Below are 26,362 nucleotides of genomic sequence, written 5' to 3' on the forward strand. Positions count from 1 at the left end.
ATCGCGGGTTTTCCCCATACATCCATCTCGTTTGGGTCAACACTCCCCAAAGGACTTCACCTTGCGTAAGGCTGTGCGATCGTCCGGGCTCGCCGTTCGGACCATCTGCGACCAGGACCGATCGGGCCTCGGTCGCTTCCCGCTCGTTCCTTTACCTACAAGGGATGCCGATGACCCCTCCCACCCCGCGCGATCAGATATCGGGCCCGAGACGCGTGGCCCGCATCGCCGTGGCCGCCGGTCTCGTGGCCGCGCTCTCCGCGGCCGGGCCGATCCCGATGGCCTTCTCCGCCGACGGGCCGGGCGCGGACGCCCCGGCCGACCCGGGCGTCAAGTCCGCCCACGCCAAGCTCGGTTCGGACGACGCGGACCTGCTCGCGGAGGCCAAGGCCGACGGCGACAAGACCGTCACGATGATGATCGCCACCGTGCCCGGGAAGACCGAGCAGGTCGCCGGGCAGCTGGACGCGGTCAAGGGCGGCTCGGTGGGCCGGGCCGACGACAAGCTGGGCTACGTCCGGGCCACCGTCCCGACCGCCAAGGCGGACTCGGCGATCGCCGCCGCCGCGAAGCTGTCCTCCGTGCACGGCATCGACCTGCGCGAGGAGATCCCGCTGGACGACCCGACGCCGAGCGCGGACACCGCGAAGGGCGCCAAGGCCGCGAAGGGGACGTACCCGGCGCCGGGGAAGAAGACCCCGGCCGAGAACCCGTACAACCCGTCGTTCGAGACGGGCGCGGTCGACTTCGTCGAGGACCACCCCAAGGCCGACGGCCGCGGCGTCACCATCGGCATCCTGGACTCCGGCGTGGACCTCGGCCACCCGGCGCTGCAGAAGACGACGACAGGCGAGCGGAAGATCGTCGACTGGGTGACGGCGACCGACCCGATCATCGACAACGACAGCACCTGGCGCCCGATGGTCTCGGCCGTGTCCGGCCCGGCCTTCAGCTACCAGGGCCAGTCGTACAAGGCGCCGGCCGGTTCGTACGCCGTCAGCCTCTTCAAGGAGTCGTACACCACGGGCGGCGACGCCAAGGGCGACGCCAACCGCGACGGCGACACCACCGACGTCTGGGGCGTGCTGTACGACGCCAAGGCCGGCACGGTCCGGGTCGACCTGAACAACAACAACGACTTCGCGGACGACGCCCCGATGAAGCCGTACAAGGACGGCCACCAGGTCGGGTACTTCGGCACCGACGACCCGGCCACCGACGTCGCCGAGCGGCAGCCGTTCGTCGTGGAGATCCGCAAGGACGTCCCGATGGACCCGCTGGGCGGCTCCTGGGTCGGCAAGAAGTCCGACTTCGTCAACATCGGCGTCATCGAGTCCGAGCACGGCACGCACGTCGCCGGCATCACGGCCGCCAACGGCCTGTTCGGCGGGAAGATGGACGGTGCCGCTCCCGGCGCCAAGCTGGTGTCCTCGCGCGCCTGCACCTGGTCCGGCGGCTGCACCAACGTCGCGCTCACCGAGGGCATGATCGACCTCGTCACCAAGCGCGGCGTCGACATCGTCAACATGTCCATCGGCGGCCTGCCGGCGCTCAACGACGGCAACAACGCGCGCGCCGAGCTGTACACGCGCCTCATCGACACCTACGGCGTCCAGCTGGTGATCTCCGCGGGCAACTCCGGCCCCGGCGCCAACACCATCGGCGACCCGGCCCTGGCCGACAAGGTCATCTCGGTCGGCGCGTCCGTCTCCAAGGAGACCTGGGCCGCCAACTACGGCTCGGTCGTGGAGAAGAAGTACGCGATGATGCCGTTCTCCTCGCGCGGCCCGCGTGAGGACGGTGGCTTCACGCCGACCCTGGTCGCCCCGGGTGCCGCGATCAACACCACGCAGACCTGGCTTCCGGGCTCCCCGGTCGCCGAGGCGGGCTACTCCCTGCCGGCCGGCTACTCGATGCTCCAGGGCACCTCGATGGCCTCCCCGCAGGCCACGGGCGCCGCGGCGCTGCTGATCTCGGCCGCGAAGCAGAAGAAGATCGACCTCACGCCGGCGACCCTGCGCACGGCCCTCACCTCCACCGCCGACCACATCAAGGGTGTGCAGGCGTACGAGGAGGGCGTGGGCCTCATGAACATCCCCGACGCCTGGGACGCGATCCGCGACGACGCCACCGCCCACACCTACTCGGTCAAGGCTCCGGTCGACACCGCGATCGACCAGTTCCTGAAGACCCCGGGCTTCGGCACGGGCCTGTACGACCGTGAGGGCGGCCTGAAGGCCGGGCAGAAGAAGACGTACGAGATCACCCTTACCCGTACGTCCGGCGCCGACAAGGCGATCCGCCACGAGCTGCACTTCGAGAACAACGCGGGCGGCACGTTCCGCATCGTCGGCTCCGACGAGGTGAAGCTGCCGCTGAACCAGCCGGTGACCGTCAAGGTCCAGGCCGCGCCGAAGTCCGCGGGCCTCAAGAGCGCGATCCTGGAGGTCGACGACCCGAAGACCGAGGGCATCGACGAGCAGGTCCTCAGCACGGTCGTCGTCGCCGCGCCGCTGAAGCACACCTTCTCCGCGTCGGGCTCGGTGCAGCGCAACAGCACACAGCACTACTTCGTCACCGTCCCCGAGGGCGCCAAGACCCTCGAGGTCGCGATGAGCGGGCTGAAGGACAAGAGCCAGACCCGGTTCATCTCCATCCACCCGTACGGCACGCCGTCGGACCCGTCCTCGACGGTCAACTGCTACCCGAACTACGACAACCCGGCCAACACCTGCCGTCCGGACGTGCGTTCCTACGCCGACCCGCAGCCGGGCGTCTGGGAGATCGAGGTCGAGTCGCGCCGTACGTCGCCGCTGCTCGACAACCCGTACAAGCTGGACGTCGCCGTGCTCGGCGCGGTCTTCGACCCGGAGACCGTGACCGTGCCCGAGGCGAAGGTCGGCACCCCGGCCGCCGCCTCCTGGAAGGTGACGAACGGTTTCGCCGCGCTCGACGGCAAGCTGGTGGGCGGCCCCCTGGGCTCGGCCAAGGCGGCCCGCCCCTCGATCAAGCAGGGCGAGACGCAGACCACGACGGTCGAGGTGCCCGCGGGCGCCAAGTCGCTGGATGTCGCCATCGGCGGTGTCTCGGACAACGCCGCGGACCTGGACCTCGCCGTCTACGACGCGTCGGGCACGCAGGTCGGCAGCTCCGCCGACGGCGACTCGGAGGAGTCGGTCTCCATCCCGGCCCCGGCCGCCGGGAAGTACTCGATCGAGGTCGTCGGCTACTCGGTGCCGGCCGGCGCCACGGAGTACGACTACCGGGACGTGTTCTTCTCCCCCTCCCTCGGCAGCGTCACCGTCGACGGGTCGGCTCCGGTGAAGCTCGGCTCGGGTGACTCCGCGACGGTCTCGGGCAGCGTCACCGCCGCGGCGGCCGCTCCCGAGGGGCGTGAGTTCTTCGGCCAGGTCCAGCTGGTCAACGCGCGCGGCACGGTCGCGGGCCTGGGCAGCGTGAAGATCGAGAAGGTGCTGCCGTAGCGGCACCACGGCAGCTATGGGGCGGGCGTCCGTACGGGCGCCCGCCCCTTCTTGCTGCGGCTCACGGGCACGGGAGGGTGCGTGAGGCGGGCAGCGCGTCGGTGATCCACGCCCGGTCACGGGCGATCTCCTTCTCCCCCGTCGCCCACATGTCCGGCAGGGCCTGCCCGGCGGAAAAACCGACGAGCACGTGTTCACCGTCCCGGAGCGAGGGCTCGGCGCCGGTCTCCATGGGGAAGGTGATCCGCGCCCGGCCCTTGTCGGGCTTGTAGTAGCGCGTCACGTCCAGGGTGATCCGGTCCTGGCCGGTACCGGGAAGGGTCTCGACCTCGGCGACGGTGCCCTCGACCACGGTCCGGGCGCAGGCGAGGTACCCGGCGTGGCCGAGCTTGGCGCCCCCTTCGGTCTGCGGCCGGCCTGCGGAGCTGTCGGCGGCGGACGACCCGCCCTGATCACTCCCGGCGCTCATGTCGCCGCTCTGGACGACGAGCCAGCCCATGCCGATCACCAGACTGGCCCCGACGGCGGCGACGAGGCCCTTCAGAGCCACGGCCAGGGGCTCGGGCCGCTTACGGCGCGCCGGCAGCGGCGTCACGGAGGCGCCGCCGGTCTCGGACGCGGGTACCTCCGGGGGCCCGGCGAGGGCGTGCGCGATGAGGCCCAGCTGCTCGCGCAGCAACGCCACGTCGGCGGTCGCGGCCCGGTACTCGGTCATGAAGGTCTCGCTCGCGCGGGCCTCGCGCGGTGGCGCCTCGCCGGTGATCGCCGCCATCAGCGCATCGGTCCCGTCGTGCCCGGTCTGGTCCTGTTGGGCGGTCACGTCACACCACCTCGTCCTCGTGCAGGCGGGCGCGCAGGGCCCGTACCGCCGTGTGCAGCCGGCTCTTGACCGTGCCCTCCGGGATGCCGAGCTGCTCGGCGATGGACCGGACCGGCAGGTCGGCGTAGAAGCGCAGGACGACGACCTGCCGCTGGGCGTCGGGCAGCTCGTCCAGGCCCTGGGTGACGGCGACGGACAGCACACTGCTGTCCTCGCCGGAGGGATGCTCCGTCTGGCGCAGGGCGGCCAGCCTCTCCCCGAGCCGCTCCTGGCGGCGCTTGGCCCGGTGCCAGTCCATCGCGAGGTTGGAGGCTACGACCGCCGCCCACGCCGAGACGTCCCGCGGCGCCTCCCGGCCGCTCGCGGCCCGCTCCAGCAGCCGCAGGCGGACCTGCTGCACCCCGTCCGGCAGGTCCGCCTGCGGCACCCCGCCGAGCGCGAGCACCGCCCGCACCCGGCGCTCCTGTGCCGCGTCCAGCGGATCGGTCTCGCTCCGGCGATCGCCCTGTCTCGGCGGAACGTCGCCGGACCCGGCGTGCGCCTCCCGGGCGCGCCGGGCCCTCCCGCGCAACAGCACAAGCCACCCCCCTAGCCGTGTTTCTCCTACGACGCCGGGACGGCCCGGAACGTTCGGTGGTCTTTCGGCCTGGTTCCGACGCGGTCCGCCGGGATCCGCGACGGCCCGCCCGGATCCGGTCGCGGTCGCGGTCGGCCGAGGCGTACATCACACTTCCGTGTGGCCGGGACCGCCATGGGCAGGCGAGCTTGCGGCGCACGACCCCTGCCGGACGAATTCCTCCAGCTCAGCGGGGTCGACACCGCAGGTCCGCAACCATGGAGTGGGACGAGCCGTCCCACTCTCCGGGCAGACCGGGGAAAGAAGTGGACAGGCGGGCCGTGGTCGGCCGCATGATGGAAAAGCCTCGGCCAAGCAACGAGTACGTGAAGAGACGCAGGAGAGGGAGTCACCGTGAGGGTCGGAATCGTCGGAGCCACCGGACAGGTGGGCACGGTCATGCGCAGGATCCTCGCGGAGCGGAACTTCCCGGTCACCGAGCTGCGCCTGTTCGCCTCGGCCCGTTCCGCGGGGTCGGAGCTGGACGGCGTGACGGTGGAGGACGCCTCGACCGCCGACTACACCGGCCTCGACATCGTGCTGTTCTCGGCGGGCGGTGCCACGTCCAAGGCGCTGGCCGAGAAGGTCGCCTCCCAGGGTGCCGTGGTGATCGACAACTCCTCCGCGTGGCGCAAGCACCCGGAGGTGCCCCTGGTCGTCTCCGAGGTCAACCCGCACGCGATCAAGGACCGCCCCAAGGGCATCATCGCGAACCCGAACTGCACGACCATGGCCGCGATGCCGGTGCTGCGTCCGCTGCATGCCGAGGCGGGTCTCGAGGCCCTCGTCGTCGCCACGTACCAGGCGGTCTCCGGCTCCGGCCTCGCGGGCGTGGCCGAGCTGCACGGCCAGACGCAGAAGGTCGTCGCCGACGCCGAGAAGCTCACCCACGACGGCGAAGCGGTCGACTTCCCCGAGCCGGGCGTCTACAAGCGCCCCATCGCCTTCAACGTGCTGCCGCTCGCGGGCAACATCGTCGACGACGGGCTGAACGAGACCGACGAGGAGCAGAAGCTCCGCAACGAGTCCCGCAAGATCCTGGAGATCCCCGAGCTGAAGGTCTCCGGCACCTGCGTGCGCGTCCCGGTCTTCTCCGGCCACTCCCTCCAGATCAACGCCCGCTTCGCCCGCCCGATCTCCCCGGAGCGCGCGGCGGAGCTGCTGAAGGACGCCCCGGGCGTCGAGCTCTCCGACATCCCGACGCCCCTCCAGGCCGCCGGCAAGGACCCGTCCTACGTCGGCCGCATCCGCCGCGACGAGACGGTGGACAACGGCCTGGCCCTCTTCGTCTCCAACGACAACCTCCGCAAGGGCGCCGCGCTGAACGCCGTACAGATCGCGGAGCTGGTGGCGGCGGAGCTGCAGGGCTAGTCCCTGCCCCCAGCGAACCCCCTGCCCTCCTCGAACCCCCTGCGCACCTCGTAGAGGAAGCAGCCGTACTCGACGGCCCGGACGTGGATCAGTGCCACGGCCGGGTCGTCGAACGCTTCCGTCAGGGCCTCCTCGAAGGCGGCCGGTTCCTCGACGAGCCGCCCGCCCAGGATGTGGCCCTGCGCGGAGTAGCGGCGGACCGTGCGGTGGGCCCCGGTGAAGGGGAGGACGTCTCCGGCCGGGCCCTCGCACTCCTCCGCGTGGATGAAGACGGGGCCCACCTCGTCATAGGCGCCCGGGGTCACGTCCGTCTGCGCGGCCCAGCGGCGCAGGGGGGCGTAGGACACCAGCGCGATGCGTTCGCCCGGCTCGCTGCGGCGCAGGCAGCAGCGCAGGGGCGCGTCGCCCTCGGGGTCGGTGAAGGGGGCGGCGGGACGGCCCGCGTCGTCCGTCGCGCGCAGCTCTTTCAGGGCGCGTGGGGGGATGGCACGTGCCGTGTACGTGGTCGTCGTCATACCCATCAGACTCGTTCGCGCGGGGCCGCGTCACCGGCGGGATCCGGACGTCGCGTTCCCGCGCTCAGCACGGCCGGCACGGCCAGCAGCGCCAGCGCGCCGCCCACCCCCAGCACCGCGGCGGGCCCCAGCGCGTCCGCCGTCCGGCCGCCGGTGAAGGCCCCCAGCGCGATGGCCGTGTTGAAGACCCCCGCGAAGAGCGCCGACCCCGCTTCCCGCGCCCGGGGCGCCGCGGCCGACAGCCAGCTCTGGGCGGAGACCGAGACTCCTCCGTAGACCAGGCCCCACAGGACCAGCAAGGCCGTGGAGGCCACCAGTGATCCCGCCGCCGGGATCAGCAGCAGGACCACCGCGCCGAGTCCGGCCGCGATGACCAGCAGGGCCCTGCGGGGGTCGTGGGCCGCCAGTGCGCCGCCCGCGAACGTGCCGGCGACGCCCGCCAGACCGTAGGCGAGCAGGAGGGTGCTCACCGTTCCCGCGCCGAGTTCCGGGACCCGGTCCAGCACGGGGCGGACGTACGTGTACGCCGCGAAGTGCCCGGTGACCAGGAGCGCCACCGCCAGCAGGCCCCGGCCGACCCCGGGCGTGCGCACCAGCCGCACGAACGTGCCCGGACCGACGGGCGTGCCGGGCGGGAGCGGCGGCAGCACGAGGAACAGCGCCGCCGTCACCGCCAGGGTCACGCCGGCCAGTGCCGCGAAGGTCCAGCGCCAGCCCGCGAGCGAGCCGAGGAACGTGCCGGCCGGGACGCCCAGCACCGAGGCGACCGCGATCCCGCTGAAGATCAGCGCGGTCGCCCGGCCCGCCCGGTGCGGTGGCATCAGCCGCGTGCCCAGTCCGGCCGCTATCGCCCACACCCCGCCGATGCACACCCCGACCAGGGCACGCGCGACCAGCAGGACGGCGATGTGCGGGGCGAGCGCGGAGAGCAGGTTGGCGGCGGTGAGCAGGAGCAGCAGGGCGCACAGCACCGTGCTCCGGTCGGCACGGCGGACCGCGACCGGCAGCAGCGGCGCGCTCGCCGCGGCGACCAGACCGGGCAGGGTGACGGCGAGCCCGGCGGTGCCCGCGGAGACCCCCAGGCCGTCGCCGAGCGGGGTGAGCAGGCCGACGGGGAGCATCTCGGTGGTGACGACGGAGAAGGTGGCGGTGGCGAGGGCGAGGACGGCGGGCCAGGGGCGGGTCGGCGCGAGGGCGGTGGTCTCCGCAACGGAGGTCGTGGAAGGCATGCCTCCACCCTTTTGCGCCGCCCGGCCGGGAACAACGGCGAAGCTCTCACCCTTCCATGAGCGGGACTCATCGATCGAGACGGGAGGGGAACGCCGGTGGCGGGGCTGGAGTTGCGCGAACTGGAGTGCTTCCTGGTACTGGCCGAGGAGCTGCACTTCGGGCGGACCGGCGAGCGGCTGTACGTCTCGCAGAGCCGGGTGAGCCAGTTGCTGAGCGCGCTGGAGCGGCGGGTGGGCGGCCGGCTGGTGCACCGTACGAGCCGCCGGGTCGCCCTGACCCCGCTCGGAGAACGGTTCGTCGAGCGGCTGCGCCCGGCGTACGGCGGGCTGCGGGATGCCGTGGAGGACGCGCGGGTCGCCGCCCGGGGTGTCGAGGGCGCGCTGCGGGTCGGTTTCCAGGGGACGGCGGACACCCGGCTGACGGCGGCGGTGCGTGCGTTCCGGGCCGCGCACCCGGAGTGTGTGACGGATCTGGTGGAGATTCCGCTCGCCGACCCGTTCGGCGCCGTGCGGGTGGGCACCGTGGACGCGGCGGTCGTCCTGCTGCCCGTCGAGGAGCCGGACCTGGTGCTGGGACCGGTTTTCTCCAGACGGCCCCAGACGATCGCGGTCGGCCGGGACCACCCGTTCGCGTCCCTCGAGAAGGTGAGCGCGGCGGAGGTCGCGGCGGCCCCGCTGGTCACGGCCGCTCCCCCGGCGCCCGCCTACTGGCGTGCCGCGCACGCCCCGACCGCCGTGCCCGGCCCGGCGGTGACCACCCTCCAGGAGGGCCTCACGCAGGTCGCTGCCGGACGCGCGGGGATGCTGCTGTGCCGGCCCACGGCCGCGTACCACCGGCGCGAGGACGTGACGTTCGTGCCGGTGGAGGGCGTTCCGGAGTCCGCGCTCGGCCTGGTGTGGCACCGGGACGGGGAGTCCGCGGGGGTACGCGCGTTCGCCCGGGCCCTCACCGCCCGAGGGGTATCCCTAGGAGACGCCCGGGTCGTCGCCTGACGCCGAGCCGCCGTGGAAAGATGACGCAACCCACCCATAACGAGGAGATGACCGCGTGCCTGGCACAAACCTGACCCGCGAAGAGGCGCAGCAGCGGGCGCAGCTGCTCGCCGTTGACTCGTACGAGATCGAACTCGACCTCTCCGGCGCGCAGGAGGGCGGCACCTACCGGTCCGTGACCACGGTGCGCTTCGATGTGACGGCCGGGAACGGCGCGGAGTCGTTCATCGACCTGGTGGCGCCTGCGGTGCACGAGGTGACGTTGAACGGGGACTCCCTCGACCCGGCCGAGGTCTTCGCGGACTCCCGGATCGCCCTGCCCGGGCTGCTCCAGGGCCGCAACATCCTCCGGGTCGTCGCCGACTGCGCGTACACCAACACCGGTGAGGGCCTGCACCGGTTCGTCGACCCGGTCGACGACCAGGCCTACCTCTACACCCAGTTCGAGGTGCCGGACGCCCGCCGGGTGTTCGCGAGCTTCGAGCAGCCGGACCTCAAGGCGGCCTTCCAGTTCACCGTGAAGGCCCCCGAGGGCTGGACCGTCATCTCCAACTCGCCGACTCCGGAACCCCAGGACAACGTCTGGGTCTTCGAGCCGACGCCCCGCATCTCGACGTACATCACGGCGCTGATCGTCGGCCCGTACCACTCGGTGCACAGCGTGTACGAGAAGGACGGCCAGTCCGTCCCGCTCGGCATCTACTGCCGGCCCTCCCTCGCCGAGTACCTTGACTCGGACGCCATCTTCGAGGTGACCCGGCAGGGCTTCGAGTGGTTCCAGGAGAAGTTCGACTACGCGTACCCGTTCGAGAAGTACGACCAGCTGTTCGTGCCGGAGTTCAACGCGGGCGCGATGGAGAACGCGGGCGCGGTGACCATCCGCGACCAGTACGTGTTCCGCTCGAAGGTGACGGACGCGGCGTACGAGGTGCGCGCCGAGACCATCCTGCACGAGCTGGCCCACATGTGGTTCGGCGACCTCGTGACCATGGAGTGGTGGAACGACCTGTGGCTGAACGAGTCGTTCGCCACGTACACCTCCATCGCCTGCCAGGCGCACGCGCCCGGGTCGCGCTGGCCGCACGCGTGGACGACCTTCGCCAACTCCATGAAGACGTGGGCGTACCGGCAGGACCAGCTGCCGTCCACCCACCCGATCATGGCCGAGATCCGCGACCTGGACGACGTCCTGGTCAACTTCGACGGCATCACGTACGCCAAGGGCGCGAGCGTCCTGAAGCAGCTCGTCGCCTACGTCGGCATGGACGAGTTCTTCCGGGGTGTGCAGGCGTACTTCAAGCGTCACGCCTTCGGCAACACGCGCCTGTCGGACCTGCTGGGCGCGCTGGAGGAGACCTCCGGCCGCGACCTGAAGACGTGGTCGGAGAAGTGGCTCCAGGCGGCCGGCATCAACGTGCTGCGCCCGGAGATCGAGACGGACGCCGACGGGGTCGTCACGTCCTTCGCCGTCCGCCAGGAGGCTCCGGCCCTGCCCGCCGGCGCCAAGGGCGAGCCGACGCTGCGCCCGCACCGGATCGCCGTCGGCCTCTACGACCTCGACGAGGCGAGCGGCAAGCTGGTCCGCCGGGAGCGGATCGAGCTGGACGTCGACGGCGAGCTGACCGCCGTGCCGCAGCTGGTGGGCGAGCGCCGCCCGGCCGTGATCCTGCTCAACGACGACGACCTGTCGTACGCGAAGGTCCGCCTGGACGAGCGGTCGCTGGCCTTCGTCACGGAGCACCTCGGCGACTTCGAGTCCTCCCTGCCGCGCGCGCTGTGCTGGGCGTCGGCCTGGGACATGACGCGGGACGCGGAGCTGGCGGCCCGCGACTACCTGTCGCTGGTGCTGTCCGGTATCGGCAAGGAGTCCGACATCGGTGTCGTGCAGTCGCTGCACCGCCAGGTGAAGCTGGCGATCGACCTGTACGCCGACCCGGCCGCCCGCGAGGCACTGCTGGCCCGCTGGACCGACGCGACGCTGGCCCATCTGCGGGCGGCGGCGCCGGGCAGCGACCACCAGCTGGCGTGGGCGCGCGCGTTCGCGGCGACGGCCCGCACGCCGGAGCAGCTGGACGTGCTGGACGCGCTGCTGGACGGCTCGCAGACCGTCGAGGGCCTGGTCGTCGACACGGAGCTGCGGTGGGCGTTCGTGCAGCGGCTCGCGGCGGTCGGCCGGTTCGACGAGGCGGAGATCGCGGGCGAGTACGAGCGGGACCGGACGGCGGCCGGTGAGCGTCACGCGGCCACGGCCCGTGCGGCCCGCCCGACCGCGGAGGCCAAGGCCGAGGCGTGGGCGTCGGTCGTGGACTCCGACAAGCTGCCGAACGCCGTGCAGGAGGCGGTCATCGGCGGCTTCGTCCAGACCGACCAGCGCGAGGTGCTCGCCCCCTACGCGGACCGGTACTTCGAGGTGGTCAAGGACATCTGGGAGTCCCGCTCCCACGAGATGGCCCAGCAGATCGCCGTCGGTCTCTACCCGACGGTCCAGGTGTCGCAGGAGACCCTGGACAGGACGGACGCGTGGCTGGACTCCGCCGAGCCGAGCGCGGCCCTGCGCCGCCTGGTCTCGGAGTCCCGCGCGGGCGTCGAGCGCGCCCTGCGGGCCCAGCGGGCTGACGCGGCGGCGGGGGAGTAACCCGGGCGGCTCCTCCCCGGTGACAGAAGGGGCGTCCGGTGCACCGGGCGCCCCTTCGTCTGTCCTCCGCCCACAGCGGAGTACGCACGGATGCTCCATGCGGTCGAGGGTGCCCGGCCCCCGCACACCTCGCGTGGAGAGGCACCCGAAGTCCCGGCGTGACGACCGTGGTTCCAGGCGGGACACCATCGGACCCCGGTCAGGATGACGTCGCCCGACGGGAGCCTGTCGTGCGAAAACTTCACTGACACAAGATGTCAGCGAACCTTCGGATAGTGGTGCCGTGATCCTCAACCACCACTCCCGCCGCGCCGAGCGGCTGCTTGTTCCCGCTGCTTTCGCCACCGCTCTCGGCAACAATGTCCAGCTCATCGTCGGGGCGCTGCTCATGATCAGGGAGCAGCAGACCATGATGGCCGTCGGCTGGCTGTTCATCGCCGTCGCCGGGCCACAGGCCCTGCTGTCGCCGTTCTTCGGCCGGCTGGCCGACCGCTTCGACCGACGAGCTCTGTGGATCGGATGCGATGTCACCAGCGCGACGCTGGCCCTCGGGCTGCCGCTGTGGCTGGCCTGCGGTGGTGCCCCGGGATCCGGGATCTACGGCGCCAATCTGGCGCTCGCCATGGTCGGTGCCCTGTTCTTCCCGGCCAGCTCCGCGCTGATCAAGGAACGGATTCCGGCGGACAGGCTGCGGCGGTTCAACGCCCGCTACGAGATGGCGACCCAGGCGGGGATGCTGCTCTCGGCGACTGTCGGCGGGCTGTGCGTCCAGGCGTTCGGTGCCGTGCCACTGCTGGTGTTCAACGCCGGAACCTTCATCGTCTCGGCGCTCTGCGTCGCCGCGGTGGGGCGTCGCCCGGACCGGGTGCCGACGGCCACCGCCGCCAGGGAGGAGGCGCCGGTCCGGGCGGCTACGCGTGGGCCGCTGCGGATGCGCCGCTTCATCCTGCTCTACGCCCAGGGGAGCGTGGTCGTCACGGTCTTCAACGCCCTGCTGCCCACGGCTGTGATCGGTGAACTCCACCTGGGCGCAGGGAGTTTCGGTCTCGTGGACGCCCTCGGGAGCCTCGGTTTCCTGGCGGCCGCCGGGGCCTACCGGATCGTCAGCAGACGCGGTGCGGACCTGCACATCGCCGTCGTGGGCTTTCTGCTCTGCGATGTCTGCCTGGTACTGCAGAGCCAGTTCGGGATCGCCGGATACTTCGTCGGGGTGCCACTGGGCGCGTTCTTCTTCGGGCAGGCCCGGATCGCCTCCCGCACCATGCTGATGGCCTCGGCCGACGATGCCTCGGTGGGCAGGGCCTTCGGGCTGGCGAACGGTGGCGGGCTGGCGGCTACGGTCGGGGTGATGTTCCTGGTCGCGATGGTCACCGACCACAGTGACACGCGCTACGGCTTCGGGGTCCTTGCCGCCCTCGCACTGCTGGCGACTCTGTCCGCCGGACTGCTGCTGAGGTCGCCGGCACCGTCCCGGCCCGATGTGTCCGCCGGCCGGTACCGGTCGAGCACGGCCGCCGCCGTCTCCGCGATCTTGCAGCGCAGTCCCTCGGGGGCCAGCACCTCGATGTCCGGCCCCAGTGACAGGAGTATGGGCACCGCCAGGTCGACCGATTCCAGCGGTACCGTCGCTGTCACCCAGCCGTCACCGTCCGGCGGACCTGCCGAGGCTTCGACGGCGCGGACCAGTGCCGCGTCCAGGCGGTCCGGCAGTGCGGCGAGCAGCGACGGGGCGATCCGCAGGGAGGCCTGAAGCCGCAGCCTGCGGGCGTCGTAGGCGGTGAGGTAGTTCTGCCAGTGGGCGGTCAGGTCGAAGCCGTCGGGGCGCTCGAAGCCGTCCTCCCCGACGTCCAGTCGGAGGATCGACGACACCCGATAGGTCCGCACCGCGCCGTCCACCGCTGCGACGAGGTACCAGACGCCCGCCTTGAGGACCAGGCCGTAGGGGTCGAGTTCGCGCTCGACCTCCTGCGGCTCGGCCCAGCGGCGGTAGCGCACCCGGATGCGCCGCTGGTTCCACACGGCATGGGCGAGCGCTACCAGAGCGGGTGGGGAGTCCTGTTCCCGGTACCAGCCGAGGGCGTCGAGGTGGAAGCGCTCCCGGATCCGGTCGGCTCGGCCCCGCAGGGGGGTCGGGAGCGCCGCGGACAGTTTCAGCTGTGCCGCCGCGAGCACCTCGCCCAGTCCCAGGTCGTCCGCCGCGCCGGGCAGCCCGGCCAGGAACAACGACTCGGCCTCGTCGGCGTGCAGTCCGGTGAGCTGGGTCCGGTAACCACCGAGCAGCTGGTAGCCGCCACGGTGCCCGGCGTCCCCGTAGACCGGGATGCCCGCACTGCCCAGTGAGTCGATGTCCCGGTAGACGGTCCGGGTCGAGACGCCCAGCTCGTGCGCGAGCTCGTCGGCCGTCAGCCTGCCCCGGTTCTGCAGCAGGAGAACGAGGGAGAGGAGCCGGGCCGCGCGCATGAACCGATCATCGCAGGTCCGGTCCCGGGTCGGGTTCGGGCTCACGTCATTGCTCGACGCTCCACGCCACTTGCGGTGGCTACACGACAGCAGGGCCGTCCCGCAGGTCCGCCGGCTCCGTGCGAGCGTTCCGCCGGGCGTAGTCCAGGGTCCGCGACGGCCGGGTCACGAACTGCCCCGCCACCGTCGCCCCGAACGCCAGCCCCATGCCCACCAGTTGCACCGGCGTCAGTGCCTGCCCGAGCGCCGCCCAGCCGACGACGGCGGCGGTCAGCGGGGAGAGCGGCCCGAGGAAGGTGACCTGGGTGGCGGTCATGCGGCCGATGCCACGGAACCACAGCCAGTACGCGAGGGCCGTGTTCGCGAGGGCGAGGTAGAGGTAGCCGCCGAGCGCACGGCCGTCCAGCGCCGGCGGGGCGCCCTCGGCCAGGAAGGCTAGCGGCGCGATGAGCAGGCCGCCCGCGGTCAGCTGCCAGCCGGTCAGCGCCAGTGGTCCGACGCCCTCGGGGCGTCCCCACCGCTTCGTCAGCACGGTGCCGGTGGACATCGACGCCGTGGAGGCGACGGCGGCCAGCAGGCCGAGGGTGTCCAGGGCGCCGGCCGCCCGCAGGACGACGAGGCTGACCCCGAACGCGGCCACAGCCCCGGTCACCAGCGTGCGCGCCGACGGCCGCTGCCCGAGCAGCAGGGCCGAGAGCCCGGCCACGAACAGCGGGCCGGCCGAGCCGACGACCGCCGCCAGACCGCCGGGCAGCCGGTACGCCGCGAGGAACAGCAGCGGGAAGAAGGCGCCGATGTTCAGCGCGCCGAGCACCCCCGCCTTCCACCACCAGGCGCCGCGCGGCAGCACCCGGGCGAGGGCGAGCAGCAGCAGACCGGCGGGCAGGGCGCGCACCAGGGCGGTGAACAGGGGCCGGTCGGGCGGGAGGAACTCGGTGGTGACCGCGTAGGTCGTGCCCCAGGAGACGGGCGCGAGGGCGGTGAGGGTGATGAGGGCCGGGCGGGAGAGGGCCATGGGAGACACCCTTCTGAGTAGGTCAGCAGAAAGTAGCTTAGCACTAAGCAACTTTCCGTCAAGCTACTTTCTTGCGGGTGACCGAGGTGCGGCCGATACTCAGGGCATGAGCGAACGTTCCGAGCCGCGCAAGGACCCCGTCGACGCGATCATCGGCCAGTGGGCGACGGTCCGGCCCGACCTCGACACCGCCGCCATGGAGGTCTTCGGCCGGATCAACCGGCTCTCCCACGCGATCGGCGAGCGGGTGGGGCAGGCGTACGCGGCGTTCGGCATCTCGCGCGGAGAGTTCGACGTCCTGGCGACCCTGCGCCGCTCCGGCGAGCCCTACACGCTCTCGCCCCGGCAGCTGTCAGCGACGCTGATGCTCACCACCGGCGGCATGACGGGGCGTCTGGACAAGCTGGAACGGGCAGGGCTGCTGCGTCGCTCCCCCGACCCCCACGACCGGCGCGGGCTGCACGTCACGCTCACCGACGAGGGCCTCGCGCTGGTCGACGAGGCGGTCGGGGCGGGGTTGGCGGTCCAGACGGATGCGCTGTCCGCTCTGGGCCCGCGGCGGGCCGGGCAGCTCGCCGATCTGCTGCGGGACCTGCTGGCGGGGACGGACCGGGCCTAGACGGGGCCCGACGCGACGAGGGCGCCGTCGCGGTGCTCGCGACGACGCCCTCGGGGAGAACGCTGGTCAGGCCTTGACTTCGCTCTTCGCCTCGGCCTTGGTGGCGATGTTGGAGCTGGTCGGGTCCTTCTTCTGGTGCGACTTGTCGCTGATCATCACCAGACCGTGGATGATCAGGTACAGCACGATCGGGGCCACGACGAAGAGGCCCAGCGTCTCGATGACGCTCAGGCCCGGGCCGGGGTCGTCACCGTCGTCGCGGGTGAGCGCGCTCGCAGGGGACGACATGAGCAGCATCATCAGCGTCGTACCGGCTGCCAGGGCGCCGGCGCGCAGGGCGTTCTTCTTGTCCACGGTGTCAAAATATCCAACGCCGACCGGGCCCGCGCGCCCGGGGTGCCGTAAGAGCCCCCGGCTCATGCGCCGCCGTCCCTGAGGACCTCCATCAGCGCGTGCAGCCGCGGCGAGGCCGCGAGATCCTCCAGCGTCACGGGCCGCCCCTGCGCGTCCGCGATCGGCAGCCGCCAGTTCGGATACTGGTCCCAGGTCCCCGGGAGGTTCTGCGGGCGTCGGTCCCCGACGCCGTCGGGCAGCCAGACCCCGACCATGCGGGCCGGGGTGCGCAGCAGGAAGCGGTGGACGGCCTGGATCTGGGCCTCCTCCGACGAGGTGTCGCTGCCGCCGCCGGTGCCCTCCAGCAGGCCGAGCCGGGACAGGAGGGACAGCCACTCCCCCGCGTCGGCGGCGGCCTCGGCGCGCTCCTCCTCCAGGGGGCGGGTCAGCAGCCCCAGGCTGTCGCGGAGCTCGACGTGCTCGCCGGTGAGGCGGGCGGCCGTGGAGGGCAGGTCGTGGGTGGTGGCGGTGGCCAGACAGTCGGCGCGCCAGCCGTCGGGGGGCAGGGGGTGGCCGTCGCCGTCCCAGTCGCGCTCGAACCACAGCACGGACGTGCCGAGCACACCGCGCTCGCGCAGCGTCTCGCGGACGCCGGGCTCGACGGTGCCGAGGTCCTCGCCGATCACCAGCGCCCCGGCCCGGGAGGCCTCCAGGACGAGGACGGCGAGCATGGCCTCGGCGTCGTAGCGGACGTAGGTGCCCTCGGTGGGCGGGTGGCCCTGGGGGACCCACCAGAGGCGGAACAGGCCCATGACGTGGTCGATGCGCAGTGCTCCGGCATAGCGGAACAGGGCGCGCAGCAGCTCGCGGAACGGGGCGTAGCCGGACTCTGCCAGGCGGTCGGGGCGCCAGGGCGGCAGGCCCCAGTCCTGGCCGCGGGCGTTGAAGGCGTCCGGCGGGGCGCCCACCGACATGCCGGCGGCGAAGTACTCCTGCTGCGCCCAGGCGTCGGCGCCGCCGGGGTGCACGCCGACCGCGAGGTCGTGCACGATCCCGACCGGCATCCCGGCCTCGCGCCCGGCGCGCTGCGCGGCGGTCAGCTGGGTGTCGGTGAGCCAGGCGAGCCGGGACCAGAAGTCGACGCGGTCCATGAGGCCGTTGCGGGCCCGGGCGGTCTCGGCCGAACGCGGATCGCGCAGGCCGGTCGGCCAGCGGTGCCAGTCGGAGCCGTGCACCTCGGCGAGCGCGCACCAGGTCGCGTGGTCCTCCAGCGCCTGGCCCTGTGCGGCGAGGAAGTCGCAGTAGGCGGCGCGCCGGCCCGGCCCGAGGGGGACCTCGCCGAGCAGGTCCAGCGCCTCCCGCTTGAGCTCCCACACGGCGTCCCGGTCGATCAACGCGCCCTGCCGCAGCACCGCTTCGCGCAGCCGGCCGGATCTCTCCAGCAGGACGCGCAGGCGGTCGGGGTCCTGGACGTAGGCGGCCTCGGGAACGTCCTCGATGCGCAGGTGCACGGGGTCGGGGAAGCGGCGCGAGGAGGGGCGGTAGGGGGAGGGGTCGGTGGGGGCTCCGGGTACGGCCGCGTGCAGCGGGTTGACCTGGATGAATCCGGCGCCGAGCGACCGCCCGGCCCAGCCGGCCAGTTCGGCGAGGTCGCCGAGGTCCCCCATGCCCCAGGAGCGGCGGGACAGCAGGGAGTAGAGCTGGACGAGGAGTCCGTAGGAGCGGCCGGGCGCGGCGGGCAGGCGGGGCGGCGCGACGATCAGGTGGGCGGTGGCGGTGCGGCCGTCGGGAGCGGTGGCGGTCAGCCGGTGCACGCCGGGCGGGAGGCCGTCCGCCGCGGTGCGGCGCTCGCCCTGCTCGGTGTCGATACGCAGCCGGGTCCCCTCGGGAAGCGCCGCCAGGGCGGCTGGGGGGCTGCCGCTCCAGCCGACCACGGTCGGCGGCAGCAGCCGTTCGGCCAGTTCCCCCTCGCGGGCCGCGAGCGCGGCGCGGACGGCGCCGGGCGTGCTCGCGTCCACGCCGAGGGAGGCCAGGGTCAGGGTGACCGCGGTGGCCGAGGCCGTGACCGAGCGGTCCGGGGACGGGCTGTAGGAAGTGGCGACGCCGTGCAGGACGGCGAGGCGGGACAGGTCCTCGGAAGGCGGGTCGGCCGGCCGGGGTGCGGTCATCTACATCCTCGTGAAGTCCGGGACGAAGGCCGGGGGCTCGCTGGTCAGGGGGGCGGCTTCGGCGAGCGGCGGCTCACTGGTGAGGGGCTCGGCGTCGGGCAGCGGGGGCTCGCTGGTCAGCGGCAGTTCGGTGTGGGTGCTCTCGGAACTGAAAACGCAGTAGCGCGGGTCGTCGTGACGGGTGTCGTCGAGGTCGGCGGACGGGTCCGCCACGGGTTTGGACGGGGCCGGGAGCGGAAGGAAAGTCATCGCAGCCACGGGGGCCTCCTTGTCGGGTGGGACTTCAACGGGTCATCGCAGCCCTACCCAGTCGACGCGAAGGCAGACACCCCGGACCCGACATCGTGCTTCTGCTCACATTCCACTCCCCTCCACACAGTCAAGATTCCGGCATTTCGGCTACAACGGCCACTCTCGTTGACACCCTCGCCGGACGGGTGGTGGGCTCGTTCCGCCGGTCGAACGCATCTGGAGGGGGCCCGTGGGACTGCGGCGTGGGAAGCGGACCGTGGCCCTCGCGGTCGCCGTCGTCGCCGGGAGCCTCGTCGCCCCGCCCGCCGCCATGGCGGCTCCGTCTCCCCCGGGCACGACCGCGACGCCCGCCCCCGACACCGCCGGGCCGGACCTCTCCGTCTGGCCGCGCCCGCAGTCGCTGCGCGCGAACGGCGCCCCGGTCGCGGTGCCGGACGAGGTCGCCCTGATCGCCGACGCACAGGCGGACCCTCCCCCAAGCTCTCGGCTTCGCTCGAGCAGGGGGGACCCCCATGCGATCGCTACCCTGCGCGAGCTGCTGCGACAGGCCGGGGCGCGCCGGATCACGGACACGGCCGGGCCGGGCGCCCTGGTCGTGCGGGCGCGCACGGAGCCCGTCCGCCGGGGCGACCGCCACGCCCTGCCCTCCGGGGGGTACGAGCTGTCCGTGGGCCGGGGCGGCATCTCCCTCACCGGCACCGGCGAGGACGGCCTCTTCCACGCCGCGCAGACGCTGCGGCAGCTCCTGCGCCCCGACCGCGGAATCGCGTCGGCCGTCGTCCGCGACTGGCCCGGCACCGCCGTACGCGGCATCACCGAGGGCTTCTACGGCACCGCCTGGACGCACGGGCAGCGGCTGGCGCAGCTCGACTTCATGGGGCGCACCAAGCAGAACCGCTTTCTGTACGCCCCCGGGGAGGACCTCTACCGGCAGGCCCGCTGGCGTGAGCCCTACCCGGCGCGGCAGCGGGCCCGGTTCCGGGAGCTGGCCGAGCGGGCGCGGCGCAACCACGTCTCGCTGGGCTGGGCGGTGGCCCCGGGCCAGGCGATGTGCTTCGCCTCGGACGCCGACGTGCGGGCGCTGACACGCAAGCTGGACGCGATGTGGGCGCTGGGCTTCCGGGCGTTCCAGCTCCAGTTCCAGGACGTCAGCTACAGCGAGTGGCACTGCGGGGCGGACGCCGACCGGTTCGGCTCGGGCCCCGAGGCGGCGGCGCGGGCGCAGGCCCGGGTGGCGAACGCGGTGGCCCGGCACCTGGCACGGCGGCACCCCGGCGCCGCCCGGCTGTCCCTGATGCCCACCGAGTACTACGAGGACGGCACGACCGACTACCGGCGCGCACTGGCGGGCGAGCTGGCCGCGCCCGTCGAGGTGGCCTGGACGGGCGTCGGGGTGGTGCCCCGCACCATCACGGGCGGCGAACTGGCCGACGCGCGCGAGGCGTTCGGGCATCCGCTGGTCACCATGGACAACTACCCGGTCAACGACTACGACCCCGGCCGCCTGTTCCTCGGCCCCCACCGGGGCCGTGAGCCGGCCGTCGCGACCGGTTCGGCCGCCCTGCTCGCCAACGCGATGCAGCAGCCGGAGGCCTCCCGCATCCCGCTGTTCACCTCCGCCGACTACGCCTGGAACCCGCGCGCCTACCGGCCCGGCGAGTCCTGGCGCGCCGCGATCGCCGACCTCGCGGGCGGGGACCGGCGCCGCGAGCAGGCCCTGGCCGCGCTCGCCGGCAACGACGCTTCCTCGGTCCTGGACGACGGGGAGTCGGCGTATCTGCGCCCGCTGACCGAGGCGTACTGGGCGTCCCGCACGGCCGGCGGTACCGGAACCGGCCGCGAGGCCACCCGGCGGCTGCGCGGGGCCTTCACCGTGCTGCGCGAGCTGCCCCGGCGCCTGTCGGGAACCGGCCTCGGCGCAGAGGTCGCCCCCTGGGCGCGGCAGCTGGCTTCGTACGGCGAGGCGGGCACGGCCGCGCTCGGCATGCTGGACGCGCAGCGCGCCGGGGACGCGGCGGCGGCCTGGAGCGCGTACCGCAGGCTGGGCGCGCTGCGGGCCCGGCTGGAGTCGGCGCCGGTCGAGGTCGGCACGGACGTGCTGGACCCGTTCCTGCAGCGGGCGCAGAAGGCGTACGCGGCCTGGTCGGGCATCGACCACGAGCCGCCCCGCAACCCCGGTGACGGCCGTACTCTGCGCTTCCCGCAGGCGCGGGCGCTGACCGCCGTGACGGTCCTGTCGGAGCCGGGCACCGACGGGGCCGTCGAGGTGCACGTGCCGGGGCAGGGCTGGCGGGAGGCAGGCCTCCTGGACGGATCGGGGGCGACCGAAGCGCGGCCGGCGGAACGCGCCGACGCCCTGCGGGTCACCGGCCCCGACCCGTCCCGCGTCCACCACCTCATCCCCTGGTTCGCCGAATCCCCGGCCACCTCCCTCGGTCTCCCCCGCGACCGGGCGGACGTCGAGACCGGGCGGACCGAGCGGTTGACCGCCCGGCTCGGGTCGCTGCGCCCCGCCGACGTCCGCGGCAGGCTCACCGCCGAGGCGCCCGAAGGCGTTCGCGTCCGGGTGCCGAAGGGCGAGCTGACCGTGCGGCGCGGCACGACGGTGGAGATCCCGGTCGAGGTGACCGTGGAGCGTGGCGCGCCGATGCGGTCGTACGAGGTCCGGCTGGGATTCGCGGGAGCGGACCGCACCCTCGCCGTCCGTGCCGTCCCGCCGGCCGGCGGCCCCGATCTGGCCCGCTTCGGCACCGCCCGTTCCTCGGGCGACGAGACGCCCGACTTCCCCGCGTCGGCGGCGAACGACGGCGACCCGGAGACCCGCTGGTCGTCGCCGGTGGACGACGGCGCCTGGTGGCAGGTCGAGCTGGCCCGCCCGGCGCGGCTCGGCAAGGTCGCGCTGCACTGGCAGGACGCCCACCCCTCGTCCTACCGCGTCCAGGTCTCCCCGGACGGCCGCCGCTGGCGCACCGCCGCCACGGTGCGGGACAGCGGGGGCGGCCGGGAGAGCGTCCCGATGGACGAGCGGGGCGTGCGTTTCGTGCGCGTGCAGGGCGACAAGCGGGCGACGCGGTACGGGTATTCCCTGTGGTCGGCGGAGGCGTACGCCGTCTCGGAGTGAGCCCTGTGGGGATCGGCGGCGGAATCTGCCGCCGATCACTATTCACTCAGTACATGTACTCGGTGCATAATGATCGGCATGAGCACCCGCCACATCCTGCTGGGCCTGCTCGCGACAGGTCCGAGCCATGGCTACGACCTCAAGCGGCGCCATGACGAACGCTTCCCGCAGGCCCGCCCACTGGCCTACGGGCAGGTCTACACGACCCTGCAGCGCCTGGTGCGGGACGGCCTCGCCGAGGTCGACGGCACCGGCTCGGACGGCGGCCCGGAGCGCACGGCGTACCGGACGACCGACGAGGGAAGCCGCGAACTGGCCCGGTGGGCCGGGGAGATCGCACCACCCGCGCCCTTCGTCGCGAACGAGATCTTCGCCAAGGTCGTGGTCGCGATCCTCTCGGGCGGCGACCCGGCCCTGTACCTGAGCGCCCAGCGCGCCGCGCACATGGAGCGCATGCGGGAACTCACGGCGGTCAAGGCCGCCGAGGGAGCCGATCTCGCGACCGTGCTCTCGGCGGACTACGCCCTCAACCACCTCGACGCCGACCTCCGCTGGATGAACACCACCGCGGCCCGGCTCACCACCCTGACCGCGGAGGTCGACGCAGCATGAGCAGACCCGTGCCCCTTCTCACGGCCGCCGGTCTCACCAAGGCGCACGGCCGGACCCCCGCCCTGCGCGGCGCCTCGGTCGACCTGCACGCCGGCGAGATCCTCGCCGTGACCGGCGCGAGCGGCAGCGGGAAGTCGACGCTGCTGCACTGCCTGGCCGGCATCGTCCGCCCGGACGCCGGGTCCGTCACCTACGACGGCCGGCGCCTGGAGGACCTGCCCGAGAAGCGGCTCAGCGAGCTGCGGCGCACCGAGTTCGGCGTGGTGTTCCAGTTCGGGCAGCTCATCCCCGAGCTCACGGTCCTGGACAACGCCGCCCTGCCCCTGCTGCTGGCGGGCACCGGCCGGGCGGAGGCCCGGGCCCGGGCCGGTGAGTGGCTGGAGCGGTTCGGGGTGCGGGGCCAGGAGGACCTGCGGCCGGGCGAGCTTAGCGGCGGCCAGGCGCAGCGGGCCGCACTGGCCCGGGCCCTGGTCACCGGCCCGAGGGTGGTCTTCGCCGACGAGCCGACGGGCGCGCTGGACTCCCTGGCCGGCGAGCAGGTCATGACGGCCCTCGTCCGCACAGCCCGTGAGTCGGGTACGGCCGTCCTGCTGATCACGCACGACGCCCAGGTCGCCGCGTACGCGGACCGCGAGGTCCAGCTGCGGGACGGGGCCGTGGCGGCGCTGGGGGTGACGGCATGACGTCACTGAAGGCCGATCTGCGTCTCGCCTGGGAACTGACCCGCGGTTCCGACCGCGGTGAGTGGTGGCGCGTCACCCTCACGGCGACGGGGGCGGCGCTCGCGACCGGGTTCGCCCTGGCCGCCGTCGCCCTGGCGTCCCTGCGCGGCGGCCACAACGTGCCCGTCGCCGCGGGGCTCCTGAACGAGCCGGGCACCCGGGCGGGCGTGATCACCAGCCTGATGCTCCTGCTCGTGCCCGTGCTCGGGTTCCTCGGACAGTGCGCCCGCATCGGGGCGGTGCACCGCGACCGGCGGCTGGCCGGGCTGCGGCTGGCCGGGGCGACAGCCTGGCAGGTGCGACGGATCGCCGCACTGGAGACCGGTCTGGCCTGTCTGCTGGGCTCGGCGGTCGCCACCGTCTTCTCTGTGCTGGTCCTGCTGCGCCTGTGGGACCGGCCGACCGCCCTGACCTGGGCGGGGATCACCCTGGTCGCGGTCGGCGTACCGCTGCTGGGCGCGGCAGCGGGCGCGCTGGCGCTGCGCCGGGTCGTGGCCTCGCCCCTCGGCTGGGTCCGCCGGCTCGGGCCGCGCACCGGGCGGGGGCCGGGGCTGCTGTTCCTTGCCGGGGTCGTGCTCGTCGGGGTGATGACGCTGGTCGCCGTGCTCGGCACATCCACGGCCGCCCCCAACCGGCCCTACGCCGGGCCGCCGCTGACGATGGTGGGTGTGGTGCTCGCGGTCGGCGCGGGCGCGGTGTGGCTCTCCGGAGCCGCGGCCAAGGTGACCGGACGGGTCCTCGCGGCCCGGGCCCGGTCGGCGGCGGCGCTGATCGCGGCGGAGCGGCTGCGCGACGACCCGTGGGCTGCTGCCCGTACCCACGCGGCGGTGCTGCTGGTGACGGTCGTCGGGGGCGGCTTCATGGGCGTGCGCGCGGTGCTCCTCGCCGAGGTGCGCTCCGGCAAGCAGCTCGCCGCGAGCCCGGACTACTACATCACCGGCCTGGACCTCACCGGCGTCGCCCTCGCGGTCGCCCTCGCGATCACGCTGTCGGGCCTCGCCGTCGGCACGGCCGAGTCCCTGGCCACCCGCCGCCGCGGTCTGGCCGCGCAGGTCGCCGCCGGGGTGCCGCGCGCGGTCCTCGGCCGGGCCCTGCTGCTGGAGACCGCGCTGCCGCTGGCACCGGCGGTGCTGCTCGCGGGCTTGGGCGGGACGGCCATCGCCACCTGTTACGCGCTGCTCACCGGTCACCCGTTCCCCTGGGCGGCGGCCCTGGTGCCCGTGGCCGTCTACGCCGGCTGCCTGCTCGCCGCGGCGACCTCACTGCCGCTGCTGGGCCGCTCGGTGCGGCCGGCGGAGCTGCGGTACGCGTGAGCGCCGGCACGGCCGGCCCATGACAGGCCGGCCCCGGGGGAACAGGGGGCCCCCGGGGCCGGCTCACACGTGTTCGGCAGTACGAAGGCCCGGATCCTCGTCAGGCGGAAATGCCGTCGATCCGGGCCATGGCGTCCTCCGCGCCGTACGGCTGCAAGTACGGCAGCCAGCGCGGGTCCCTATGGCCGGTCCCGATGATGCGCCAGGCCAGGCCCGACGGCGGGGCGGGCTTGTGGCGCAGCCGCCAGCCGATCTCGAAGAGGTGCCGGTCGGCCTTCACGTGGTTGCAGCGGCGGCAGGACGCCACCACGTTGTCCCAGACGTGCTTGCCCCCGCGGCTGCGCGGGATGACGTGGTCGACGCTGGTTGCGACGCCACCGCAGTACATGCACCGGCCCCCGTCGCGGGCGAACAGCGCCCGGCGGGTCAGAGGAACGGGCCCCCGATAGGGAACCCGGACGAATCGCTTGAGCCGGACCACGCTGGGTGCGGGGACTGTGACGGTCGCGCTGTGCAGATAGGCGCCGGACTCCTCGAGGCAGACGGCCTTGTTCTCGAGGACGAGGACGAGCGCGCGGCGGAGCGGTACGACACCTAGCGGCTCGTACGACGCGTTGAGGACCAGGACATGCGGCACGGATGCCTCCTTGGACGCCGGCGGCGCGTGGCTCGCGCCGGGACGATTCGTAGCCAGTCTCCCCTCATGCCTGGTGGAAGCGCCACCATGTCCCCGTAACGGGCTGGGAGTGTTTTCGACCACATCCCATTCATCCCCCGGATCACGGCCTGTTCAAGCCCAGGTGAGCACGGTCTCTCCTTCACACATTCCGCGAGAGCACACACAATGCCCCGTTAGTGTGGTGGTTCTGCCCCTTCGGTGACCCTGCCGTGACCTTGACCCCTCAACCACCGCACCGGGGCGGACCGCTGCACCTGGAGGTACCTGCCGTGTCCCTGTCCCTCGCGGACGCCGTCCTGATGGCCGCCGACCCGTCACCGTCGCCGACCCCCTCGGAGACCCAGTCCCCGAGAGTGCCTTCGCTCCAGGACGCCCAGGAGAGCGCGACGAACGCCGCCGGCTGGGTCGAGCAGAACTGGTCGACGTGGCTCGCGATCGGGCTGAGGGTCCTGCTCATCGTGGTGATAGCCGCGGTGCTGAGGGTCTTCGTACGCCGGGCGATCACCAAGCTGATCGACCGCATGAACCGGACCGTGCAGTCCGTCGACGGCAGCGCGCTCGGCGGCCTGCTCGTCAACGTCGAACGCCGGCGGCAGCGCTCGCAGGCCATCGGCTCGGTGCTGCGTTCGGTCGCGTCGTTCCTGATCATCGGCACGGCCGCGCTGATGATCCTGGGCACCTTCCAGATCAACCTCGCCCCGTTGCTGGCCTCGGCCGGTGTCGCCGGTGTCGCGATCGGCTTCGGTGCCCGCAACCTCGTCACCGACTTCCTGTCCGGCGTCTTCATGATCCTGGAGGACCAGTACGGCGTCGGCGACACGATCGACGCGGGCGTCGCCTCCGGCGAGGTGATCGAGGTCGGCCTGCGCGTGACCAAGCTGCGTGGTGACGGCGGCGAGATCTGGTACGTCCGCAACGGCGAGGTCAAGCGCATCGGCAACCTCTCGCAGGGCTGGGCCACGGCCAACGTCGACGTCACCGTCCACGCCGGCGAGGACCTGGACAAGGTGAAGGCCACCCTGGACGAGGTGGCCGAGAAGATGAGCGCCGAGGAACCCTGGAACGAACTGCTGTGGGGCCCCATCGAGGTCCTCGGCCTGGACAGCGTGCTGCTGGACTCCATGGTCGTGCGCGTCACCGCCAAGACGATGCCCGGCAAGTCGCTGACCGTGGAGCGCGAGCTGCGCTGGCGCGTCAAGCGGGCCTTCGACGCGGCGGACATCCGGATCGTCGGTGGCGCCACGGCCCCGGTGGAGGAGCAGCCGGTCGACCCGACGGCGGGCATGGCCGCGCCGTCGGTGTACGCGAACACGGGGTCCCCGCAGTCGGCGGCGGCGTCCCCGCTCACTCCCGCCGCGCCGACGAGCACCACGAAATAGCGGCACCCCACGTACGCGGAGGGCGGTG

The 26,362-nt window shown here is 73.1% G+C and carries 20 protein-coding genes and 1 pseudogene; 11 read left to right on the forward strand and 10 right to left on the reverse strand.

The genetic code is table 11. From position 1 onward, the window contains the following. The first annotated feature begins 170 nt into the window (after positions 1-170). Complete coding sequence (locus ABTX60_RS25615) at positions 171-3,482, forward strand: S8 family serine peptidase (RefSeq protein WP_352099345.1); 3,312 nt, start codon at positions 171-173, stop codon at positions 3,480-3,482. Between the two features lie 61 nt (positions 3,483-3,543). Here ABTX60_RS25615 and ABTX60_RS25620 read toward each other — a convergent pair whose 3' ends face one another. Both ABTX60_RS25620 and ABTX60_RS25625 read right to left on the reverse strand, forming a co-directional pair. Then, positions 3,544-4,302: a hypothetical protein gene (locus ABTX60_RS25620; protein ID WP_352099346.1), complete on the reverse strand. Its 759-nt coding sequence runs from the start codon at positions 4,300-4,302 to the stop codon at positions 3,544-3,546. Between the two features lies 1 nt (position 4,303). Further along, positions 4,304-4,876: an RNA polymerase sigma factor gene (locus ABTX60_RS25625; RefSeq protein WP_352099449.1), complete on the reverse strand. Its 573-nt coding sequence runs from the start codon at positions 4,874-4,876 to the stop codon at positions 4,304-4,306. 396 nt (positions 4,877-5,272) lie between these two features. Here ABTX60_RS25625 and ABTX60_RS25630 point away from each other — a divergent pair, with 396 nt between their 5' ends. Next, entirely contained in the window at positions 5,273-6,289 is a 1,017-nt protein-coding gene (locus ABTX60_RS25630) for an aspartate-semialdehyde dehydrogenase (RefSeq protein WP_352099347.1), read from the forward strand. On the opposite strand, the gene ABTX60_RS25635 is transcribed toward ABTX60_RS25630, so the two are convergent. Continuing rightward, positions 6,286-6,804, reverse strand: a complete 519-nt coding sequence (locus ABTX60_RS25635; protein ID WP_352099348.1) for a DUF1203 domain-containing protein — start codon at positions 6,802-6,804, stop codon at positions 6,286-6,288. The genes ABTX60_RS25630 and ABTX60_RS25635 overlap by 4 nt on opposite strands. 5 nt (positions 6,805-6,809) lie before the next feature. Further along, positions 6,810-8,033 (reverse strand): MFS transporter, encoded by a 1,224-nt coding sequence (locus ABTX60_RS25640; protein WP_352099349.1) that lies wholly within the window; start codon positions 8,031-8,033, stop codon positions 6,810-6,812. A gap of 96 nt (positions 8,034-8,129) precedes the next feature. On the opposite strand from ABTX60_RS25640, the gene ABTX60_RS25645 reads away from it, so the two are divergent. From ABTX60_RS25645 to ABTX60_RS25655, 3 genes and pseudogenes are all read left to right on the forward strand, one after another. Then, positions 8,130-9,026, forward strand: a complete 897-nt coding sequence (locus ABTX60_RS25645; protein ID WP_352099350.1) for a LysR family transcriptional regulator — start codon at positions 8,130-8,132, stop codon at positions 9,024-9,026. Between the two features lie 55 nt (positions 9,027-9,081). Continuing rightward, the gene (gene pepN, locus ABTX60_RS25650) at positions 9,082-11,661 is read left to right on the forward strand and encodes an aminopeptidase N (protein WP_352099351.1); all 2,580 of its coding nucleotides are present in this window, start codon (positions 9,082-9,084) and stop codon (positions 11,659-11,661) included. Between the two features lie 283 nt (positions 11,662-11,944). After that, positions 11,945-12,919 (forward strand): annotated as a pseudogene (locus ABTX60_RS25655) (MFS transporter); the annotation flags it as partial. Between the two features lie 131 nt (positions 12,920-13,050). Here ABTX60_RS25655 and ABTX60_RS25660 read toward each other — a convergent pair. Together ABTX60_RS25660 and ABTX60_RS25665 are read right to left on the reverse strand one after the other, a co-directional pair. Further along, positions 13,051-14,121 carry a helix-turn-helix transcriptional regulator gene (locus ABTX60_RS25660; RefSeq protein ID WP_352099352.1) on the reverse strand — a complete coding sequence of 357 codons (1,071 nt, stop codon included), beginning with the start codon at positions 14,119-14,121 and terminating at the stop codon, positions 13,051-13,053. A gap of 79 nt (positions 14,122-14,200) precedes the next feature. Next, complete coding sequence (locus tag ABTX60_RS25665; protein WP_352099353.1) at positions 14,201-15,136, reverse strand: EamA family transporter; 936 nt, start codon at positions 15,134-15,136, stop codon at positions 14,201-14,203. A 106-nt stretch (positions 15,137-15,242) separates the two neighbouring features. On the opposite strand from ABTX60_RS25665, the gene ABTX60_RS25670 reads away from it, so the two are divergent. Further along, on the forward strand, positions 15,243-15,755 hold the full coding sequence (locus ABTX60_RS25670; RefSeq protein WP_352099354.1) for a MarR family winged helix-turn-helix transcriptional regulator: 513 nt from the start codon (positions 15,243-15,245) through the stop codon (positions 15,753-15,755). Positions 15,756-15,821: 66 nt separating this feature from the next. Here ABTX60_RS25670 and ABTX60_RS25675 read toward each other — a convergent pair whose 3' ends face one another. The 3 genes from ABTX60_RS25675 to ABTX60_RS25685 form a co-directional block, all read right to left on the reverse strand. Further along, positions 15,822-16,109: a hypothetical protein gene (locus ABTX60_RS25675; protein WP_352099355.1), complete on the reverse strand. Its 288-nt coding sequence runs from the start codon at positions 16,107-16,109 to the stop codon at positions 15,822-15,824. A 62-nt stretch (positions 16,110-16,171) separates the two neighbouring features. After that, complete coding sequence (malQ, locus tag ABTX60_RS25680; RefSeq protein WP_352099356.1) at positions 16,172-18,256, reverse strand: 4-alpha-glucanotransferase; 2,085 nt, start codon at positions 18,254-18,256, stop codon at positions 16,172-16,174. Beyond that, positions 18,257-18,514 (reverse strand): hypothetical protein, encoded by a 258-nt coding sequence (locus ABTX60_RS25685; RefSeq protein ID WP_352099357.1) that lies wholly within the window; start codon positions 18,512-18,514, stop codon positions 18,257-18,259. Between the two features lie 223 nt (positions 18,515-18,737). On the opposite strand from ABTX60_RS25685, the gene ABTX60_RS25690 reads away from it, so the two are divergent. The 4 genes from ABTX60_RS25690 (at position 18,738) to ABTX60_RS25705 (ending at position 24,276) form a co-directional block, all read left to right on the forward strand. Next, positions 18,738-21,629 (forward strand): beta-N-acetylglucosaminidase domain-containing protein, encoded by a 2,892-nt coding sequence (locus ABTX60_RS25690; protein WP_352099358.1) that lies wholly within the window; start codon positions 18,738-18,740, stop codon positions 21,627-21,629. 78 nt (positions 21,630-21,707) lie between these two features. Further along, positions 21,708-22,241 (forward strand): PadR family transcriptional regulator, encoded by a 534-nt coding sequence (locus tag ABTX60_RS25695; RefSeq protein ID WP_352099359.1) that lies wholly within the window; start codon positions 21,708-21,710, stop codon positions 22,239-22,241. Continuing rightward, positions 22,238-22,924: an ABC transporter ATP-binding protein gene (locus tag ABTX60_RS25700; RefSeq protein ID WP_352099360.1), complete on the forward strand. Its 687-nt coding sequence runs from the start codon at positions 22,238-22,240 to the stop codon at positions 22,922-22,924. Before ABTX60_RS25695 ends, ABTX60_RS25700 begins: the two co-directional genes overlap by 4 nt. Continuing rightward, a complete protein-coding gene (locus tag ABTX60_RS25705) occupies positions 22,921-24,276 on the forward strand; it encodes an FtsX-like permease family protein (protein WP_352099361.1) in 1,356 nt (451 codons plus the stop codon). Before ABTX60_RS25700 ends, ABTX60_RS25705 begins: the two co-directional genes overlap by 4 nt. A 100-nt stretch (positions 24,277-24,376) precedes the next feature. Here ABTX60_RS25705 and ABTX60_RS25710 read toward each other — a convergent pair whose 3' ends face one another. Then, the gene (locus tag ABTX60_RS25710) at positions 24,377-24,913 is read right to left on the reverse strand and encodes an HNH endonuclease (RefSeq protein WP_033314199.1); all 537 of its coding nucleotides are present in this window, start codon (positions 24,911-24,913) and stop codon (positions 24,377-24,379) included. 341 nt (positions 24,914-25,254) lie between these two features. Here ABTX60_RS25710 and ABTX60_RS25715 point away from each other — a divergent pair, with 341 nt between their 5' ends. Then, the gene (locus ABTX60_RS25715; protein WP_502992394.1) at positions 25,255-26,334 is read left to right on the forward strand and encodes a mechanosensitive ion channel family protein; all 1,080 of its coding nucleotides are present in this window, start codon (positions 25,255-25,257) and stop codon (positions 26,332-26,334) included. Positions 26,335-26,362 lie beyond the last annotated feature (28 nt).

Origin of the sequence: Streptomyces sp. NPDC126510 (assembly GCF_040302345.1) — a bacterium.
In the GTDB taxonomy this organism is placed as follows: Bacteria; Actinomycetota; Actinomycetes; order Streptomycetales; family Streptomycetaceae; genus Streptomyces.